The organism is Tsukamurella sp. M9C, from assembly GCF_020169415.1.
Lineage (GTDB): Bacteria > Actinomycetota > Actinomycetes > Mycobacteriales > Mycobacteriaceae > Tsukamurella.
The window spans coordinates 1-17,677 of sequence record NZ_JAIULG010000073.1; the positions used below are offsets into that span (position 1 = coordinate 1).

At 73.4% G+C, this 17,677-nt stretch carries 20 protein-coding genes and 1 pseudogene; 11 read left to right on the forward strand and 10 right to left on the reverse strand.

What is annotated here, in order from left to right:
* Together LB823_RS22510 and LB823_RS22515 are read left to right on the forward strand one after the other, a co-directional pair.
* Positions 1-715, forward strand: a 715-nt coding sequence (locus LB823_RS22510; protein WP_224651813.1) for an ATP-binding domain-containing protein, incomplete at its 5' end; no start/stop codon positions are given.
* A complete protein-coding gene (locus LB823_RS22515) occupies positions 712-1,590 on the forward strand; it encodes a hypothetical protein (RefSeq protein WP_224651815.1) in 879 nt (292 codons plus the stop codon). The genes LB823_RS22510 and LB823_RS22515, both read left to right, overlap by 4 nt.
* 6 nt (positions 1,591-1,596) lie before the next feature.
* On the opposite strand, the gene LB823_RS22520 is transcribed toward LB823_RS22515, so the two are convergent.
* From LB823_RS22520 to LB823_RS22535, 4 genes are read right to left on the reverse strand one after another with little or no spacing between them, the layout of a single operon-like run.
* Complete coding sequence (locus LB823_RS22520; protein ID WP_224651818.1) at positions 1,597-1,866, reverse strand: F0F1 ATP synthase subunit C; 270 nt, start codon at positions 1,864-1,866, stop codon at positions 1,597-1,599.
* Between the two features lie 10 nt (positions 1,867-1,876).
* Positions 1,877-3,103, reverse strand: a complete 1,227-nt coding sequence (locus tag LB823_RS22525; protein WP_224651820.1) for a glycosyltransferase — start codon at positions 3,101-3,103, stop codon at positions 1,877-1,879.
* Positions 3,100-3,738, reverse strand: a complete 639-nt coding sequence (locus tag LB823_RS22530) for a TetR/AcrR family transcriptional regulator (protein ID WP_224651822.1) — start codon at positions 3,736-3,738, stop codon at positions 3,100-3,102. The genes LB823_RS22525 and LB823_RS22530 overlap by 4 nt, the downstream gene beginning before the upstream one ends.
* A gap of 38 nt (positions 3,739-3,776) precedes the next feature.
* Entirely contained in the window at positions 3,777-4,058 is a 282-nt protein-coding gene (locus LB823_RS22535) for a YiaA/YiaB family inner membrane protein (RefSeq protein WP_224651824.1), read from the reverse strand.
* 168 nt (positions 4,059-4,226) lie between these two features.
* On the opposite strand from LB823_RS22535, the gene LB823_RS22540 reads away from it, so the two are divergent.
* Positions 4,227-5,768 (forward strand): DUF4407 domain-containing protein, encoded by a 1,542-nt coding sequence (locus LB823_RS22540; RefSeq protein WP_224651825.1) that lies wholly within the window; start codon positions 4,227-4,229, stop codon positions 5,766-5,768.
* Here the strand turns inward: LB823_RS22540 and LB823_RS22545 are convergent.
* Together LB823_RS22545 and LB823_RS22550 are read right to left on the reverse strand one after the other, a co-directional pair.
* Positions 5,709-6,125 carry a MarR family winged helix-turn-helix transcriptional regulator gene (locus LB823_RS22545; protein WP_224651827.1) on the reverse strand — a complete coding sequence of 139 codons (417 nt, stop codon included), beginning with the start codon at positions 6,123-6,125 and terminating at the stop codon, positions 5,709-5,711. The two genes, LB823_RS22540 and LB823_RS22545, sit on opposite strands and share 60 nt — an antisense overlap.
* Entirely contained in the window at positions 6,115-7,491 is a 1,377-nt protein-coding gene (locus LB823_RS22550) for an MFS transporter (protein WP_224651829.1), read from the reverse strand. The genes LB823_RS22545 and LB823_RS22550 overlap by 11 nt, the downstream gene beginning before the upstream one ends.
* 114 nt (positions 7,492-7,605) lie before the next feature.
* Here LB823_RS22550 and LB823_RS22555 point away from each other — a divergent pair, with 114 nt between their 5' ends.
* Genes LB823_RS22555 through LB823_RS22570 form a run of 4 tightly spaced genes read left to right on the forward strand, consistent with a single transcriptional unit; the run spans position 7,606 to position 10,564 of the window.
* A complete protein-coding gene (locus tag LB823_RS22555; RefSeq protein WP_224651836.1) occupies positions 7,606-8,133 on the forward strand; it encodes a hypothetical protein in 528 nt (175 codons plus the stop codon).
* A gap of 43 nt (positions 8,134-8,176) precedes the next feature.
* The gene (locus LB823_RS22560; RefSeq protein WP_224651838.1) at positions 8,177-9,568 is read left to right on the forward strand and encodes a flotillin family protein; all 1,392 of its coding nucleotides are present in this window, start codon (positions 8,177-8,179) and stop codon (positions 9,566-9,568) included.
* Positions 9,569-9,574: 6 nt separating this feature from the next.
* Complete coding sequence (locus LB823_RS22565) at positions 9,575-10,009, forward strand: MarR family winged helix-turn-helix transcriptional regulator (RefSeq protein WP_224651839.1); 435 nt, start codon at positions 9,575-9,577, stop codon at positions 10,007-10,009.
* A gap of 57 nt (positions 10,010-10,066) precedes the next feature.
* Positions 10,067-10,564 carry a DUF4395 domain-containing protein gene (locus LB823_RS22570; RefSeq protein WP_224651841.1) on the forward strand — a complete coding sequence of 166 codons (498 nt, stop codon included), beginning with the start codon at positions 10,067-10,069 and terminating at the stop codon, positions 10,562-10,564.
* Between the two features lie 81 nt (positions 10,565-10,645).
* On the opposite strand, the gene LB823_RS22575 is transcribed toward LB823_RS22570, so the two are convergent.
* Positions 10,646-11,089, reverse strand: coding sequence for a flavodoxin domain-containing protein (locus LB823_RS22575; protein ID WP_224651843.1), 444 nt, complete (start codon positions 11,087-11,089; stop codon positions 10,646-10,648).
* A gap of 76 nt (positions 11,090-11,165) precedes the next feature.
* On the opposite strand from LB823_RS22575, the gene LB823_RS22580 reads away from it, so the two are divergent.
* From LB823_RS22580 to LB823_RS22595, 4 genes and pseudogenes are all read left to right on the forward strand, one after another.
* Positions 11,166-11,963, forward strand: coding sequence for an alpha/beta fold hydrolase (locus tag LB823_RS22580; protein WP_224651846.1), 798 nt, complete (start codon positions 11,166-11,168; stop codon positions 11,961-11,963).
* A gap of 23 nt (positions 11,964-11,986) precedes the next feature.
* Positions 11,987-13,126 (forward strand): alpha-hydroxy-acid oxidizing protein, encoded by a 1,140-nt coding sequence (locus LB823_RS22585; RefSeq protein WP_224651848.1) that lies wholly within the window; start codon positions 11,987-11,989, stop codon positions 13,124-13,126.
* The gene (locus tag LB823_RS22590) at positions 13,123-13,638 is read left to right on the forward strand and encodes a hypothetical protein (protein WP_224651850.1); all 516 of its coding nucleotides are present in this window, start codon (positions 13,123-13,125) and stop codon (positions 13,636-13,638) included. The genes LB823_RS22585 and LB823_RS22590 overlap by 4 nt, the downstream gene beginning before the upstream one ends.
* A gap of 10 nt (positions 13,639-13,648) precedes the next feature.
* Positions 13,649-14,826: pseudogene (locus tag LB823_RS22595) on the forward strand (cation:proton antiporter).
* Here LB823_RS22595 and LB823_RS22600 read toward each other — a convergent pair.
* The 3 genes from LB823_RS22600 to LB823_RS22610 form a co-directional block, all read right to left on the reverse strand.
* Positions 14,759-15,628, reverse strand: a complete 870-nt coding sequence (locus LB823_RS22600) for a MetQ/NlpA family ABC transporter substrate-binding protein (RefSeq protein ID WP_224651852.1) — start codon at positions 15,626-15,628, stop codon at positions 14,759-14,761. The pseudogene LB823_RS22595 and the gene LB823_RS22600 sit on opposite strands and share 68 nt — an antisense overlap.
* 66 nt (positions 15,629-15,694) lie before the next feature.
* Positions 15,695-16,546, reverse strand: coding sequence for an exodeoxyribonuclease III (locus LB823_RS22605; RefSeq protein ID WP_224651855.1), 852 nt, complete (start codon positions 16,544-16,546; stop codon positions 15,695-15,697).
* Between the two features lie 14 nt (positions 16,547-16,560).
* Positions 16,561-17,677, reverse strand: a 1,117-nt coding sequence (locus LB823_RS22610) for a zinc-binding dehydrogenase (RefSeq protein WP_224651853.1), incomplete at its 5' end; no start/stop codon positions are given.

A 17,677-nucleotide genomic window follows, 5' to 3' on the forward strand; every position in this document is an offset into this window, starting at 1 on the left:
CGCGCAGCGCGGGCACGCCGCCGAGGCCGCCACCGGGGTCCAGCTGCACCGCGTGTTGTGCGCACACTCGGAGGGGCCGTCGGGCGTCACCCGCTGGGCGCAGCTCGCCGAGGAGTGGGCGGACCTGCGCGCCGACGTGGAACGGGCGAGCGCGGTCACCGTCGGCGCCGCGCAGCGCGGGCACGCCGCCGAGGCCGCCACCGGGGTCCAGCTGCACCGCGTGTTGTGCGCACACTCGGAGGGGCCGTCGGGCGTCACCCGCTGGGCGCAGCTCGCCGAGGAGTGGGCGGGCGTCCGCGGCGGCGGCTCCGGCTGGTACGCCGGGCAGCCCCTGCTGGTGACCGCCAACGATTACGACACCAAGGTCTACAACGGGGACGTCGGCGTGGTCATCGCGCACGACGGCGACCCGGCGGACCTGCGCGCCGCCTTCGCCCGCGGCGGCGACGTCGCGCTGCTGTACCCGAACCAGCTGGTCGCGGTGCGCACCGTCTACGCGATGACGATCCACCGCAGCCAGGGCAGCCAGTACGAGGCGGTGTCCGTCGTGGTCCCGCCCGCCGACTCCCGGCTGCTCACCCGCGAGCTGCTGTACACCGCGATCACCCGCGCGCGGCAGCGCGTCCGGCTGGTCGGCGGTGAGGAGGCGCTGCGGGCCGGCGTCGAGCGGCAGGTGTTGCGGGCGAGCGGCCTCCGGGGAGACGCTGGGGTATGACCGAGCGCAGGCGCGTCCTGATCCAGGGGGCCGGGGCGGTGTCTGCTGCGGCCGGCGCGCTGCTGGCGGGGACCGGCGCCGACGTGCGGGCCGCGTCGCGTCGCGCCGACGTCCTCCTCACCGCCGTCGATCCGCGCGGCGTGGTGGCGCACGTGCCGGTGGTGCGGTACGCGGACGTGGAACCCGGCACCGTCGACCTTCTGATCCTCACGTCCGCCCCCGGCGAGCTCGACGACGGCGTCGCCACCACGCTGGCCGCGGCCCGGCCCGAGACGGTCGGCGTGACCAGCCCCGTGATCGGCGACGCCGCGGTCGCGGAGCGGATGTTCCCGGGCGCCGGCATCGCGACCCTCGCCCCGGGCCTGCTGTCCTTCGCGACCGCCCGCGGCACCGAGACCCGCGCCGAGTTCTGGGTGCCGCCGCTCGCGCCCGCCTTCGCGGCGGTCGCGGTGGAGGGCTCGCCGGGCCTGCCGCGCCGCCTCGCCGCGGAGTACCCGAAGGTGATCGGCCGCACGCCGGCCCGGGCTGCCGCGGCCGTCGGCGCGGCGATGGTGCCCTACGCCGCGGAGCTGGCGATCGTCGGCGGCGACTGGCCCACGTTCCTGCGACGGCTGAAGCGGCCGGGCCGGGCGATGGCGGAGGCGATGCGCGTCGACGTCGGGCTGCCGGCGCCCGCCCCGCCGCCGATCGTGGTCCGCGCGGTGCTGCGGCAGCTCTGCCGGACCGTGCCCTTCGACTTCCCGAAGTTCGCGGGCAACCACTTCGTCCGGCACGCCGACCAGAGCCTGCGCATCCTCGACGCCTGGCGCGCGATGACCCCGCGCGCCACACCCGCCCTGGACGCGCTCCGCGAGGACCTCGCCGCGGCGCTGTGACGCGGGCTATCCCGCGAAGACGGGGGTGGCGAAGACGAACAGCGCCATGAAAGCGAGGTTGATGAAGTAGGCGGCCTCGACCAGGCTCACCGTGATGAAGAAGGGCTGCAACAGTCGGGACGCCGCCTCGGGCTGCCGCGCGATGCCCTCCACCAGTTTGGCCCCGGCGGTGCCGTTGCCGATCCCGGCACCGATCGCGCCGCCCGCCATGATGAGCCCGCCGCCGCCGAGGGCGCCGGCGGTGATGATCGCGTTGACGAGGTTCTGATCGGCCATGGTGTGCCTCCTATCTCGGGTGGAACAGGTCGGTGATCGCCGCGGCGGCGCGGCCGGCGCCGTCCTCGGCGCGCAGGGCCGCGCCCAGGCGCTCGGCCGCAGGTCGGAGCTGTCCGACGGTGCGCAGCGCCCCCGTCAGGCCGTCGGCGGTGAGGGAGTGCCGGGGGAGCGGGGCGGTGCCGGCGCCCAGGCGGTGCAGGCGTCGGGCCCAGAAGGGCTGGTCCATGATCCCGGGCACCGGGATCGACGGTGCCCCCGCGTGCAGTGCGGCCGCGGTCGTCCCGGCGCCGCAGTGGTGGATCACGGCGGCGCAGCGGGGGAACAGCAGCGCGTGCGGCACGTCGTCGACGACGAGGACGTGCTCACCGACCGGTTCGAGCCCGGCCCAGCCGCGCTGCACGACGGCGCGCACCCCGGCCGCCGCGGCGGCTTCGGCGACGATCTCGGAGAGCGCTGCCCCGTTCGCCGTCGCGGTGCTTCCGAGCGTGACGGCGACGGGCGGCGGACCGTCGGACAGGAAGGCCTCGAGGTCCGGGCCGAGCGCGCCCACGGGCTCGGGGCGCAGGTATCCGGTGACGCGCACGTGCTCCGGCCAGTCGGTGGGCCGCGGGAGGACGTGCTCGCTGAACGGGTGGAGCACGGGCCAGGGCCGGTCGCGCTCCGCGCGCGAGGGTTTCGCGGGTAGGCCGAGGTCGCGGCGGAGCTCGGCGATCACCGGCGCGTAGACGCGCTCGGCGAAGCCGCCGGCCCACCAGACGAACCGGTTGCCCAGGCGCCCGTAGGAGCGCACGCCGAGCGCGGGCGGGCTGAAATCGCCGGTGGGGGAGGCGGGCTGGAACATCACGCCCGCACTGGGAACACCGAGCGCGGCGGCGACGTGCCGGCCGAGCAGCGCGCCGACGGGGCCCTCCAGCAGCAGCAGGTCGCTGCCCTCGGCGGCCGCGGCCATCGCCTGGCCGACGCCGCGCAGTTCCTCGCGCATCTCCTCGAGTGAGTCATTCGAAGGGCGCATCCTCGCCCCGTCGACGAGGGCCTGCGCGGCGGGGGAGGCGAGCGTCGCCGCGCGGGTGTCCCTCGGCAGCGGCGCGTACGCGACGCCGGCGCCCGCGACCTCGGCGCGGTACGGCTCCTGCGCGGCGAGCACCACGTCGTGGCCGTCGGAGCCCAGCCGGCGGGCGAGCCCGGTGAGCGGCACGACGTCGCCGCGGGTGCCGAAGGCCAGGATCGCGGTCCTCATGCGCGCACCCCGCGGGTGAAGATCTCGACCAGGGTCTCGCCGTACGCAACGGGGTCGTAGTCGACGCCGATCGCTCCCAGCCGGGCGAGATCGGACGCGGCGCCGTCGAGGGCGCCACGCAGCGCCGAGCCCGCGCGCACCGGGTCGAGGTCGGCCCGGAACTCGCCGTTCTCGACACCGAGCGCGAAGATCGCCGCGGGGTCGAGCAGCGCGAGGTCGCCCTGGGGCGGGTTCGCCGCGGTGTCCTCGGTGACCGCCTCGTCGAACCGACGGCCGTCGGCCGTGCGGTAGGAGGTCGCGATCTCGCGCAGCGCGACGGTCGCGGCGCGGTGCTCGGACAGGAAGGCGGCGTTGGAGCGGATGTAGGCGGCGAGCTTGTCGGTGGCCGTCTCCGCCGCGGCGATCGCGGGCACGATGTACCCGGCCGCGACCGTGAAGACCGCGGTCGTGACCGCCGCCACCAGCTCGTCCTTGGTGCGGAAGTGGTAGAGCGCCACGGACTTCGCGATCCCGACGTGCTCGGCGATCTTCGCGACGGACGCCGCCGGGTAGCCGTGCTCGGCGATGACGGCGATGGCCGCGTCGACGAGCTGAGCCCGTCGCTGCTCGGAGGTGAACGTATCTCTAGACCGCATGGTCTAAATATAGACCATGCGGTCTAGAGACGTCCGGATCAGATGGCGCGCAGCGGGTCGTGCTCGGCCATGAGTTTGTCGATCCGGGCCTCGTCGACGCGGACGCTGTCCGCCTCCTGCTGGTCGCGGATGACCTTCGCGAGGTTGAAGGTGCTGGTGATGAGGAACAGGGCCCCCACGAGCAGGAAGCCGCGCTGCCAGGTGTCGATGGGCAGGTAGAAGGCGCCGACGAGCAGGCTGCCCGACGAGACGGCGAAGGCGATCGCGGACTGGATGAAGAAGGCGGCGGTGGGCTTGGGCGAGGTTGCGATGGTGGTCATGCACACAGCGTGCCGCCCGCCGACCTGCACGGGATGAGTAGAACTACCCCTCCGCAGTGGGTACTTCGCGCTGTGAAAGCGGCCACACGATTGGGCGCGAACCGCGGCGGGCTGCAATTCTCATCTGAGAGTAGATCGACGGAGTTCTATCGCGGCGAAGGAGGCGGCATGACGACGGTCCTGGTACTCGCGGTGCTCGCGCTCCTGATCGGCGGCGCGATCTGCGTCGCCGTCGCCGCCCCCGGGCGCCGCGCCGCGCTGCCCAGCCGGTTCCTCGTCGCCGTGCTCGTCGGGCTGGTCGTCGGCGAACTGGTCTCGATGCTCGCGCTCAACGGCGCGATCGAGGACCGGCTGCACGAGGACGCCGACCGCGCGGCGGCGTCGGCACCCGCGGTCCGCGCCGCACAGGCCGAGCTGGACGCCGCCCGCGCCGACCGGTCCGCCCTCGACACCGCGGTCGCGGAGGCCTCCACCCGGCGCGACCAGGCGCTCGTCGTCGCGCGCTGCGAGTATCGGCCCGGCCCCGCCTGCCCGCAGACCTCGATCACCGGCGTCCCCGGCCGGGGACCGGAGGCCCGCACCGCGAACGAGCGGCTCGCTTCGGCGCAGACCGACCTCGATCGCGCGACCGCCGCCCGGGCGAAGGACGCGCCCGGCCGCGACGCCCGCGTCGTGACCGCGCGGACCGAGGTCGCAGCCGCCCGGCAGGACGCCACCGCCGGGGCCGACGACGGCCTCGGCGCGCGCTGGGTCGCACTGAACGGCGTCACCGCGCATTCGCTCCCCGCCGCCGCGCTCCGGATCGCGATCGACCTCGTCTGCGTGGTGCTCGCCCTGCTCCCGCTGCTCCTGCGCCTGTGGCGCGGCGAGACCGTCCGCGACATCCGGCACCGTCGGGACCTGGAGAGCGAGCGCCTCGCCTCCGCGGCGCAGCTGGCCATCGAGCGCCACGACCACGAGCGCCGCGTCGAGCTCGCGATCGCCGACGACCGCCCCACCGAGCTGCTGCCCGCCCTCGGCGGCGCGGCGGCCGGCGCAGCGGCGCTGGAGGCCGCCGGATTCGAGCCGGTCGCGGTGACCGCACGGCGCTACCGACAGGAGACCCCCGCCGTGAACGACGACTTCCTCCCCATCGCCGCCGCCGCGGAAGCGGCCAGCCTCGCCGCGGCGGGGCAGCCCGCCGCCGATGACACGCCGACGGGCGAGATCCCGGTGATCACGACCGAACCCGAAACCGCCGAGGAGACCGCCGTGCCCGACGAGACGAACCTGCCCGCCCGGGTCGCCGAGGCGGCCCCGGCGGTCCCGGCGCGCGAGATCGCGCACAAGCCCAATCCGTTCGTGCCGCCCGTGCTCGACGAGGCCGCGCGCACCATCGCCGGCTTCGTCCGGCCGCTCGTGCCGCCCATCGTCGCGCGCGTCCTGCCCGGCGGAGGCGGCGGCGAGACCCGCACGGTGCAGCAGTCCTACGAGGAGGTCGAGGAGGTCACCTTCGCGATGCGCCGCACCCGGAAGGTGGTCGTCGGCACCGTCGAGCAGAGCGTGCCGGCACCGTCGGCCGACGGTGCCCCGGGCCCCGTCGCGGCGCCGGCCCCGCCCTCGGCGCCCGGCGAGGAGCCGCTCGACGTGGCGCACGAGCCCGTCGCCGGACTACCCGGCGAGCGCGCGCGCGAGCTCGGCCAGGCGCGCGAGCTCCCCGGGAGGCAGTGACCGGATCGCGGGTGGCGCCGGGTCCTCCACGGAGGCCATGGCGTCGATGACGGCGCGTCCCGAGTCGGTGATGGTCACGACCTTCGCCCGACGGTCCTCGGGGGAGACGGTGCGTTCGACGTGCCCACGCGATTGCAGGTCGTTGACGGCGACGGTGGCGGCGGGCGCATCCATGTCCGCGAGGGCGGCCAGCTCCTTGAGCGTGAGCGAGCCGTAGCGGTCGAGGCGCTTGAGCGCCCGCAGCCGGCTGAAGGGCAGGCCGGTGCGCTCGACGACCGCGCGGCGCCAGTCCGAGCGGCTGTCGATGACGGCGTGGACGAGCAGGCTCCACACCTCGTCCGGGTTCTCAGTGGGCACCGGCCACCTCCTTCGTCTCGAGCAGCGGCGCGATCCGCGCCCGCGAGCGCTCCGCCCGGGCGCCGGTCGACAGGACGGCGAGCGCCACGACGACCAGCGCGAAACCCGCGACGGCCCACCAGAGCGTCGCGCCGGCGATGAGGCCGGACAGAGCGACCCCCAGGCTGATGCCCAGCTGCCGGCTGGTGCTGGCGACGGCGGCGGCGGCGCCCGCCCGGTCGAGCGGCATCCCGCTCACCGCCGAGTTGGTGATCGGCGCGTTGACCAGGCCGAAGCCGATGCCGAAGACCGCGAAGACCACCGCCAGCTCCGGCAGGGGCGTGCCCGCGTCCACCGTCGTCAGCACGACGGCCGCCCCCGTCATCAGGAGGCCCGCGCCGAGCAGCGAGGGCCGGGGGCCGAATCGCGCCACGAGCCGACCGGACACGGGGGAGGCGACGAGCACCGACAGCGCCATCGGCAGGAACATCAGGCCGGTCTGCACCGCGGAGAAGTGCCGCGTGTTCTGCAGGTACAGCGACATCGTGAACAGGAAGGCGCCGAAGCCCGCGAAGGCGCAGACCGCGGTGAGCGTGGCGGCGGAGAACGGGATGCTGCGGAAGAAGCGCAGGTCGATGAACGGCGACGGGTGCCGGCGCTCGTGAGCGAGGAACGCGGCGAGGGCGGCGACCGTCAGCGCGAACATCAGCGGTTCGCGCTCGATGAGGCCGAACACCGCCGTGAACATCACGGCGATCGCGAGCACCTGCCCGAGCGGGTCGATGCTGCGCGGTACGGCCGCCTTCGACTCGGGCACCACGGCGTACGTGAGCGCGAGCGCGACGGCGCAGATCGGCAGGTTCACCCAGAACACCGACCGCCAGCCCAGGGTGTCGATGAGGACGCCGCCGACGAGCGGCCCGACCGCCGTCGAGACTCCGACCACCGCGCCCCACAGGCCGATCGCGCGGGCGCGTTCGGACGGCTCGGTGAACACCGCCGTGACGATGGAGAGCGCGACGGGCGTGAGCATCGAGCCGCCCACGGCCTGGATCCCGCGGGCGGCGATCAGCACGTCGACGGTGGGCGCGAGGCTGCAGAGCAGCGAGCCCGCCGCGAAGACGGTGAGGCCGATCCGGAAGACGCGGCGCCGCCCGAAGCGGTCGGCGGTGGCGCCGGAGAGCACCAGCAGGCTGGCGAGCGTGAGCGTGTAGATGTCGACCACCCATTGCAGGTGGGTGACCGACGCCGCCATCTGCCGCCCGATCCCGGGGAGCGCGACGTTGACGATGGTCACGTCCATCGAGGAGATCAGCAGGCTCAGGCTGCACGCGACGAGGACGAGCGCGCGACGGCGCGGCCCCAGCCCCGAAACACTTGTAGGCATACAAGGATTATATGTCCATAACTAATAATGTGGGAACCGTCTCCGTTCGTGTACGCCCTATACGCAATCTTTGCTATACTGCAAACAGGAGATCCGAGCGCAGAGGAGGCGCCCGTGGTTACCGTTTTCGCAGTCTGTGCCGTCGTCGGGGTTCTGGTCCTGATCGCGTCACTGGTCCTGGGGGACTTCGAGGTCGGGGGAGTCGAGGTCGGCAGTGCCGACGCCGGCCTGCCCTGGCTCAGCGCGCCCGCACTGGCCGCCGCCGTCGGCGTCTTCGGTGTGGTCGGCTGGCCCCTGTCCGCCGGGGCGTCGCTGTCGACGCCCGTCGTCGTGGGTGCAGCAGCCGCCTCCGGCGTCGCCGCCTACGGGCTGCTCATGCTGGTGCTCCGCGCGATGCGCCGGGCGCAGACCGGTACCGTCGCGGGGCTCCGCGCCGCGGTCGGCACCATCGGCGAGCTCAGCATGGAGATCCCGGCCGGCGGCTGGGGCCGGGTGAGCTACGTCGACTCGGAGTCGGTGCGCGCCACCACGACCGCGATCCTCGTCGATCCCGCCGCCGTCGCGGCGGCGGGCGCCTCGGTGCTCATCGTGGACGTCGAGGGGGACCGCCTCGTGGTGCAGCCGCTCGAGACTCAGGCCTGATCACAAGCGCCGGGCCGTCGCGCCCGGCAGAGGGAGGGAATCAATGACCGTATCGATCCTGATCGCGGCCGGTGCCGCGGTGATCGTGATCCTGCTCGCCCTGTGGATCTTCTTCCACAACTACATCAAGTCGCCGCCCGACCAGGTGGCGATCTTCACCGGCCGCGGCGAGATGAAGGTGGTCCGCGGCGGCGCCCGCTTCAAGGTGCCCGGCCTCGAGCGCGTCGACTACATGCCGCTGCGCCCCTTCGAGATCCGGATCGCGCTGAGCAACGCCCGCAGCATCGACGGCGTGCCCGTCGAGCTGCAGGCCGTCGGCCTGGTGCGCATCGGCACCACCGACGAGATGACCCGCACCGCCGCCCAACGCTTCCTCACCGCCAACATGGCGGAGCTCGAGAACCAGATCAACGAGATCCTGGCCGGCAGCCTCCGCGGCATCGCCGCGACCATGACCGTCGAGCAGCTCAACAGCAACCGCGAGGCCCTGGCCCGCGGCGTGGTCGACGAGGCCGGTGGCGACCTGGCGCGCATCGGCATGGAGGTCGACATCCTCAAGATCGCCGGCATCGAGGACCGCAACGGTTACCTCGAGTCGCTGGGCCAGAAGCGCATCGCCGAGGTCAAGCGCGACGCCGACATCGGCAAGGCCGAGGCCGAGCGCGACTCGCTGATCCGCTCCGCCGATGCCCGTCGCGCCGGCGAGATCGCGCAGACCGAGGCCGAGACCGCGATCGCCGAGGCCCAGCAGGGCCGCGACGTGCGCATCGCCCAGCTCCGCGCCCAGACCGAGGCGCAGAACGCCGAGGCCGACCAGGCCGGCCCGCTCGCCAAGGCCAAGGCGGAGAAGGCCGTCGGCATCGCGCTGGAGGAGGCCGAGGCGGCCCGCGTCGAGGCCCGCACCGAGGTCGAGCGCAAGCGTCGCGCGCAGGCCGAGGCCTCGCTCGAGGCGGACGTGATCGCGCCCGCCGAGGCCGCGCGCCAGGCGGCGGTCGCGCGCGCCGAGGGCGACCGGCAGGCGGCGATCCTCGCCGCCGAGGCGTCCGCGGAGTCGACCCGCCTCGACGGCGAGTCGAAGGCGCAGGCCCGCAAGTCCGCCGCGGCGGCGCTCGAGGCCGAGCTGCGCGCCGACGCGGCCGGCAAGCAGGCGCAGGCCGAGGCGTTCAATCAGTACAACGCCGAGGCCGTCCGGCTGCTGCTCGCGCCGCAGGTGCTCGCCACCGTGGAGGCGTCGGTCCGCGCGCAGTCCGAGGCGACCGCCGCCATCGACAACATCAGCATCATCGGCGGGGGTCAGGGGGACGGCGCCGGTGGCCTCCTCGGCCTGTCGGGCCAGTCGGTCGCGTCGGTCGTGGCCGCGCTCAAGTCGCAGGGCATCGACCTGGGGCAGCTGCTCGGCGCCGCCCCGGGCGAGACCGTCGTGGTCGACGAGTAGCGACCGGTGAAGCCCGGCGATGCCGAGGCGCTCCGCCTCGCGGTGGGCCTGCTGGAGCATCGACTCCAGCAGCTGCCCGCCGCGGGGCTGCGCGGCTCCGAGCTGTTCGTGCTCGCCACCGTCGAGGCCCTCGGCGTGGACGCCTTCCCGACGGCGATCGGGGACCGGCTCGCGATGAAACGCTCGAACGTCTCGGTCGCGGTCGCCGACCTGCGACGCCGCGGTTTCCTGCAGGGCGACGCCGACGGCTCCGACGGCCGGCGGCGGCCCGTCGCGCTGACGGACCGCGGGCGGGAGGTGCTGCACGCTCGGGACGCCGCACAGGACGCCTGGCTGGTCGAGACCGGCAGCGCGCAGCTCACTGCCGACGAGGCCGCCCGCCTGCGTGAGTCGGTGCCGCTGCTCCTGCGGCTGGCGGCGGGCGCGGGGCCGGACGCATGAGAATCAGCGCGAGCGCAACCCTTACGGCGGTCGCCGGGCGGCGATAATCTCGGCCTCGTGAGTGGTCTCTTCTCCTTCCCGAACCCGGTCAACGAGTACGCGGCCCGCGCGACGGCGGCCCTGGTGGTCGTCCTCGCGGTGGTCACGATCGTCGCCGGTCAGTGGTGGCTCTACGCCGCCCTGGCGATCGGCTTCGCGCTGCGCGTCGCCGGCGGGCCGCGCTATTCGCCCTTCGGCCGGCTGTCGGTGCACGTCATCGCGCCGAAGCTCGGTCCGGCCAAGCTGGTGCCCGGCCCGCCCAAGCGGTTCGCGCAGACCATCGGCCTCGTCTTCTCGACCGTGGCGCTCGTGCTCTTCCTGACGGGGAACACCGTCGCGGCCCAGGTCGTGCTCGGCCTGCTCGTGGTCGCCGCGCTGCTGGAGTCGGCGGCGGGCGTGTGCCTCGGCTGCATCGTCTTCGGCTGGCTGCAGCGCCGCGGCGTCATCCCCGCCTCGGTGTGCGAGGCCTGCGCGGGCGTGAACACCACTCCGCCCACCCTCTCGGTGCCGCAGTAGCGGTACCCACCGACGAAAGAACGCCGCCGCGGATTCCTCCGCGGCGGCGTTCGTCTGTCAGGGGTGCGTCGCTGAAGGACGTCAGATCTGGCCGACGATCTCCTCGGCCCACTCGACGGCCTTCTCGTCCACGTCGTCGGTGCCGGAGTTGTCGTGCTCGAAGCGGTCGCCCACCTGGGTGGCGCCCAGCCCCGTGAGGTGCTTGACGATGGTCTTGCCGCCGGCGTTGTAGGTGTCGACGTAGATGGTGTCGCCCAGGCCGAAGACCGCGAAGCGCAGGCCGGTGAGGTCGGGCGCGGCCTCGAGCAGGTCCTCGAAGAACTCGGTGGTGCCGGCGGGCAGCTCGCCCTCGCCGTACGTGGCGCACGAGAAGACGTGGAAGTCCGCGGGATCCAGCGCGTCGATCTCGCCGTCCATCATGTCGTGCAGCTCGACGGAGCCGGCCTTGGCGAACACGTTGTACATGGCGTTCGCTGCGCCCTCGGCGGTGCCGGTCGAGGAACCGTAGAAGATGTGAACAGACATGGGACGAGATTCTAGCCAAGCCTCACCTCGTGGTGTGAGCTGCATCCTGTCGGTGTGACGTCCTAGGCTTGCCGCCATGCCCCACGCAACCCTGGCCGACGGTGCCCGGCTCGCCTACACGGTGCACCCCGCGGCGCCCGGCGCGAGCGGTCCCGGGGTGCTGCTGTTCGCCGGTCAGGCGCTCGCCGGATCGTCGTGGGCGCCGGTCGTCGACGACTTCCGCGCCGCCGGTCCCGTCATCACGTTCGACCACCGCGGCATCGGTGCGAGCGACGACGTCTTCCCGCGCGGGTGGAGCACCCGGGACTGCGCCGCGGACGCCCTCGCGGTGCTCGACGCCGCCCGCGCGGACGGCGTGATCGGCGACGCGCTCGACGTCTACGGCTTCTCCATGGGCGGCCGCGCCGCGCAGTGGCTCGCCGCCGACCAGCCCGGGCGGGTCCGCCGCCTGATTCTCGGCGCCACGACGGTCGGCGACGCCCACGGCGTCGCGCGCCCCAGCGAGGTGCTCCGCATTCTGGTGCGCTCGGACCGGCGGGCCCTGCTGGAGCTGTTCTTCACGCCCGACTGGCTCGCCGTCCACCCCGAGGCGGCCGAGGCGATCCTCGCGCAGCCGCGCTCGCTGCCCGCCCAGCGCGCGCACTTCGCCGCGAGCACCGACCACGACGCGGCCGCGGCCCTGCCGTGGATCGAGGCGCCCACGCTGATCCTGCACGGCGCCGACGACCGCATGTGTCCCGCCGAGAACGCCGAGATCCTCCGCGCCGGCATCGACGGTGCCCGGGTGCGGGTGTACCGGGGCGTGCGGCACGGCTACCACCTGCAGGAGCCGGCGGCCACCGTCGACGCCCTGGACTTCCTCACCGCGCCCTGACCCGCCACTGCTACCGTCCATCCATGGCGGACTACGGCAGCTTCCAGGACGGCATCTACGCGGAGGGGCTGCTCGCGAAGCACCGCCACTTCCCCTACACCTTCCGCGATCTCGAGGCCCGCGCGCAGCAGGTGCTCGACCACTCCCTCTTCGACTACGTGCGCGGCGGCGCCGGCGACGAGACCACGCAGGACGCCAATGTCACCGAGCTGCGGCGCTACGGCTTCGTCCCGCGGATGCTCCGCGACCGCAGCGTCCGTGACCTGTCGACCACGTTCCTCGGCGCCGAGCTCGACGCGCCGCTCATCCTGTGCCCGGTAGGGGTTAACGGCCTGGTCCACGAGAACGGGGACCTCGAGGTGGCCCGGGCCGCCGCGGAGCTGAACGTGGCGGCGATGTACTCGACGCTGTCGGAGGCGCCGCTCGAGGAGATCGCCGACGCCCGCGGCGACTCCTTCGCCGCCTTCCAGCTGTACCCGACCAAGGACGACCAGCTGACGGACAACCTGGTGCGCCGCGCCGACAAGGCCGGCTTCGACGCGCTCACCATCACCCTCGACACCGGCAGCCTGGGCTGGCGGCCGCGGGACCTGCGCAACGGGTACATCCCGTTCCTGCGCGGTCGCTGCCTCGCCAACTACCTCACCGACCCGCGGTTCATCGAGCTGTGCGGGGTGGACAACCCGCCGCCGCTGCACGCGGGGATCGTGTGGTCGTCGCTGTTCAGCAAGCCCACCTTCTCCTGGGACGACGTGGCCCGCATCCGCCGGATCACCGACCTGCCGATCATCCTCAAGGGCATCTGCCACGCCGAGGACGCGCGGAAGGCCGCGACCGAGGGCGTCGACGCGATCGCCTGCTCCAACCACGGCGGCCGCCAGGCCAACGGTGGGCTGCCCGCCGTGAGCCACCTCGAGGGCGTCCTCGACGCGGGCCTGCCCGTCACCTTCGACAGCGGTGTCCGCGACGGCGTCGACGTCCTCCGCGTCGTGGGCCTCGGCGCGACCCTGGCCGGCATCGGCCGCCCGTACGTCTACGGCCTCACCCTCGGCGGGGCGGCGGGCGTCGAGCACGTGCTCCGGTCGATGCTCGCCGAGGCCGACCTGACGATGGCCGCCGACTGCCTGACGACCCTCGCCGACCTGCACGTCGTCAAGCGGTGACCGGCGCCGGCGTCGACTTCGACTGGTTCGGCTTCGAGGACGCGGTCTGCGCCGAGCTCCGCACCGTCGCGCGGGCGCTGGTCTACCAGGCCGACGGTGAGCTGCCCTACGCGTACGCGCTGACCACCTTCTACGCCGAGCGGGGCGGCGTGATCCTGCTGCCCCACCCGGCGCTGGGCACCGTCGAATCCGTGCCGCCGCACGAGCTCTGGGACCCGCCCGCGTGGCCCCGGCGCGACGACGCCTGGGCGCGGCGCCCACCGCTCGACGGCTGGCAGGACGCCCTCAACCACGCCGTCGAGGGCCTCGACGACGCGGCGTGGAGCGCGGCGTACGCCCGCTACGGGTACGCGCTGCTCGGGGCGATGCGCCGCGCGAAGGCGGAGCTCGTCGCGGAGGACGCCCTGCCACGGGAGACCGTCTGCCTGCTGGACGACGAGGACGGCGAGCTGGTCGTGAAATCGGCGTCGGAGCAGGAACTTCGGGGGTACTGGGCGGCCCGCGGGGAGTAGCCTCCTTGCAATGACGTTCTCGACGTTGGCGCTGGTCACGGCGCTGGGGCTGCTGGGCCCGTTGCTCGCCGCGAAGCAGTCGTGGCACCTGCCCTGATCTTGGGCCCGATGCTGGCGGGCGTGGTCTTCGGCGCGACGGGCTTCCGGGTCCTGGATGCGACCGAGCCGACCTTCGCCTTCCTCGCCGACATCGGCTTCGCCATCGTCATGTTCGTCGCCGGGACGCACGTCCCGGTCCGCGATCCGGCGGTGCGCGCGGCGCTGGGCGCGGGGGCGATCCGCGCGGCCGCGGTCGGCGTCATCGCCGCGATCCTCGGCACCGCGCTGTCTGCGGCCTTCGATACCGGCCACGCCGCGCTGTACGCGGTGCTCATGGCGTCGTCATCGACGGCCGTGGTGCTGCCGATCATCAACTCCAACCACCTCACCGGCAAGCCGGTCCTGGCGCTGACCGCGCAGGTCGCGATCGCCGACACCGTCTGCGTCGTCGCGCTGCCGCTGGTCATCGACCCGCCCACGGCGGGACGGGCGGCGCTCGGCGCGCTCGCGGTGGGCGGCGCGGCGTTCGTGCTCTACCTGATCCTGCGGTGGTCGGAGAACAGCGGACTGCGCGACCGGATCGAGCAGTTCTCGGAGGAGCGCGAGTTCGCGCTGCAGCTGCGGATCAGCCTCGTCGCGCTGTTCCTGCTCGCCGCGATCGCCACCACGATGCACGTCTCGGTGATGCTCGCCGGCTTCGCGCTGGGACTCGCGGTCTCGTCGGTGGGCGAGCCGCGGCGGATGGCGGCGCAGCTCTTCGCGCTCGGGGAGGGCTTCCTGGCGCCGCTCTTCTTCGTCTGGCTGGGCGCGCGCGTGAATCTGCGCGACCTCGTCGAGCACCCGTCGTTCATCCTGCTGGGCCTCGCTCTCGGCTTCGGCGCGATCGGTGCGCACGTCGCGATGCGGTTCGCGGGCCTCCCCATCCCGCTGGGCGTGCTCGCGGCCGCGCAGATCGGCGTGCCCGTCGCCGCCGTCACCGTCGGTGAGCAGATGCACCTGTTCGCCGCGGGCGAGGGCGCCGCCCTGATCCTCGGCGCCCTCGTCACCATCGGCGGCGTCGCCGTCGCGGCGGGACCTGCGGCTAGCTCCGCAACGATTGCTCCACCCGGGTCAGCGTCGTCCGGAGCGCCTCCGGCGCGTCCGTCGTGAAGATCGCCGTCTCGCCGGAGTCCTTCACGACGGCGTCATGGACCCGCTGATCGTGGTACAGAGCGGCGAGCGCGGTGTAGTCGCCGGTGCGGGGATCGTTCTCGCGGGCGGCGAAGACGTTGATGTACTGCGCCAGGTCGGGGCGGCGCGGATCGTCGGTGTAGATCGAGTCCTTGCTCGTGAGCCCCAGTTTCACCGCGAAGGTGTCGTCCACGAAGCCGGCGTCGACGCTGTCGAGCGCCGGGCCGATCTGGGTGGGATCCAGCGTGACGAGCGTGACCTTGGACCGCGCTCGATCCACGTCGGCGAGTGAGGACTGCCAGGTGCCCGCGCCGTCGCGGAAGGTCACGAGACCGGCCGCCTTCAGGCTGAGCAGGGGACGGATCTGGTTCGCGGGGTTGTCCGACAGGGCGATCGTCGCTCCCTGCGGCAAGGCATCGATCGACCGGTGTCGCTTCGAGTACAGCTGCAGCGGGTAGATCTGGGTGGCGCCGACCGGGGCCAGGCGGACGGTGTTCTTGACGTTGTACGCGGCGAGGTAGCGCACGTGCTGGAACTGGTTGAGGTCGATGGATTCGTCGGCGAGGGCGGGGTTCGGGGCGTTGTAGTCGGAGAAGGAGACGAGCTTCACGGTGTAGCCGTGCTCCTTCGCGACGTCGGTGAACACCTTCCAGTGGGGTTTGCCGACGTCGACGACCCCGAGCTTGATCTCGTTCGACGGGGTGTCGCTCGCGCAGGCGGTGGTGCCGACCGCGGTGAGGGACAACAGGACTGCGAGGATGGCGGTAGCCGTTCGTTTCACGAGGGACCAGTGTGCAGCGCCTTTCGCCGCGCGGAAAGGTTTGCGGTCAGGGTGATCCCGCGCCCCTCAGCCGCGTGCGTAGTCCACGATCACGGGAGCGTGATCCGACAGTCGCTCGTCGGGGGAGGGTTCCTTGTCGACGACCACCGACTGCGCCGTGCGGGCGAGGCGCGGGGTCGCCAGCTGGTGGTCGATGCGCCATCCGACGTCCTTGGTGAAGGATTCGCCCGCCCAGCTCCACCACGACAGCGGTCCGGGCCGGTCGCCGTGCAGCGTGCGCACCACGTCGACGAGCCGGCGCGGCCCCAGTTGCGCGCCCAGCCACTCCCGCTCCTCCGGGAGGAAGCCCTCCATCTTCTGCGCGGGCCGCCAGTTGGTGACGTCGTGCGGCAGGAGCGCCAGGTTGAGGTCGCCGAGCAGCAGGAACTCGCGCCCCGCGGCGAGCGCGGCCCGGCGGTTGCGGTCGAGCTCGCGCGCGAAGGCGTCGAGGAAGCGCATCTTCCGGGCGTGCTTCGCGCCGCCGTCCGGCACGTCCCGCATGTTCCCGGGGCGCTGCAGGTGCGCGGGCAGCCCGCCCTTGGGCAGGTACAGGCAGGCCACCGTCAGGCCGGGGAGGTCCACCTCGACGTACCGGCCCTCGTGGGCGTACTCGGCGAGCCCGCGCGCGCGGGGCGGACTGCTCGCCCAGGTCCGCACGTCCGACGGTGCCTCCCGGCTCAGGATCGCCACCCCGTTGCGGCCCGGGATCGAGCCGCAGTCGACGGCCGCGTGATAGCCGGGGAACACGCCCACCTCGGCGGGCGGGCAGCGCAGCTCCTGCAGCGCCAGCACGTCCAGCCCGCGTCCCGCGAGCCAGTCGTCGAAGCCGCGGCGGCGCGCCGCCCGGATCCCGTTGACGTTGAACGTGCCGATCCGCAGCGCGGTCGGCGCCGTCAGGGCGCGGTCGCCGTGCTCGAGGGGTCGATCAGGATCTTGGCGTGCACCTCGGGGTCGCCGAGCGCGTCGAACGCGGTCTCCACCCCGCCGAGCCCGACGGTGCCCGTGACCAGCGGCTTCACGTCGACCTTGCCGCTCGCCATCATGTGCAGCGTGTCGTGGAACTCGCCCGGGTCGTAGCCGAAGACGAACCGCAGGTCGATCTCCTTGTTGCCGGCCAGCGCGGGCATGATCGTGTCGGGCTCCATGCACACGCCGACGACGATCACGCGGGTGCGCAGCGGTGCGGCCTCGATGATCGAGTTGATCATGCCGGGCACGCCCACGCACTCGAAGACGACGGGACCGGACGGGGTCTCGCCGATCTTGTCCGCGAGGCGGAAGACGTGCCACCACGGCACGGGGCCGGGGACCAGGGTGAGCTTGTCCATCGTGCTCACGCCCAGCTTGAAGAGGTCGCTGGCCTTGCGGATCTCGTTGCGGGGCTGCTTGTAGGCGTCCCACGGCTGCTGCTCCCGCGGGTCGACCACCACGTGGGCGCCCATCTGCGTCGCGAGGGCGCGGCGCCCGGGGGAGAAGTCGCTGGCGATGATCTTCTTGACGCCCGAGGCGCGCAGCATCGAGATCACCGCGAGGCCGATCGGGCCGCAGCCGATCACGATCGCCGTCTGCCCGCGACCGACCTCTGCGCGGCGCACCGCGTGCCAGGCCACGGCCATCGGCTCGGTGAGGGCGGCCTCCTCGTCGGAGAGCTTGTCGGGCACCGGCATCGTCATCGACTCCTGGACGAGCACCTGCTCGGCGTACGAGCCGGGGGACCGCTCGGACAGTCCGACGAGCTGCGGCTCGCTGCCGACCATCAGCGTCGGCAGGGACACGACGCGGGTGCCCACCGGCCACCGCTTGCGACAGCCCGGCCCGTACTCGGCGACGGTGCCCACGAACTCGTGGCCCATGACGATGCGCTGGTCGGTGCGCATGCAATCGGGGTAGCCGGCCTTCGCGGCGAGGTCCGCGACGAGGTCGGCGTGGTGGCGGGCGTGCAGGTCGGAGCCGCAGATCCCGGTGCGGGTGACGTTGAGCAGCACCTGCCCGCGGGCGGGACTCGGGGCG

Excerpts from the sequence above, each read along its gene's own strand:
- LB823_RS22520 (WP_224651818.1), bottom strand. The coding sequence starts at position 1,866 with ATGGCCGATCAGAACCTCGTCAACGCGATCATCACCGCCGGCGCCCTC.
- LB823_RS22525 (WP_224651820.1), bottom strand. The coding sequence starts at position 3,103 with ATGAGGACCGCGATCCTGGCCTTCGGCACCCGCGGCGACGTCGTGCCG.
- LB823_RS22535 (WP_224651824.1), bottom strand. The coding sequence starts at position 4,058 with ATGACCACCATCGCAACCTCGCCCAAGCCCACCGCCGCCTTCTTCATC.
- LB823_RS22560 (WP_224651838.1), top strand. The coding sequence starts at position 8,177 with ATGACCGTATCGATCCTGATCGCGGCCGGTGCCGCGGTGATCGTGATC.
- LB823_RS22550 (WP_224651829.1), bottom strand. The coding sequence starts at position 7,491 with ATGCCTACAAGTGTTTCGGGGCTGGGGCCGCGCCGTCGCGCGCTCGTC.
- LB823_RS22585 (WP_224651848.1), top strand. The coding sequence starts at position 11,987 with ATGGCGGACTACGGCAGCTTCCAGGACGGCATCTACGCGGAGGGGCTG.
- LB823_RS22530 (WP_224651822.1), bottom strand. The coding sequence starts at position 3,738 with ATGCGGTCTAGAGATACGTTCACCTCCGAGCAGCGACGGGCTCAGCTC.
- LB823_RS22575 (WP_224651843.1), bottom strand. The coding sequence starts at position 11,089 with ATGTCTGTTCACATCTTCTACGGTTCCTCGACCGGCACCGCCGAGGGC.
- LB823_RS22580 (WP_224651846.1), top strand. The coding sequence starts at position 11,166 with ATGCCCCACGCAACCCTGGCCGACGGTGCCCGGCTCGCCTACACGGTG.
- LB823_RS22540 (WP_224651825.1), top strand. The coding sequence starts at position 4,227 with ATGACGACGGTCCTGGTACTCGCGGTGCTCGCGCTCCTGATCGGCGGC.
- LB823_RS22515 (WP_224651815.1), top strand. The coding sequence starts at position 712 with ATGACCGAGCGCAGGCGCGTCCTGATCCAGGGGGCCGGGGCGGTGTCT.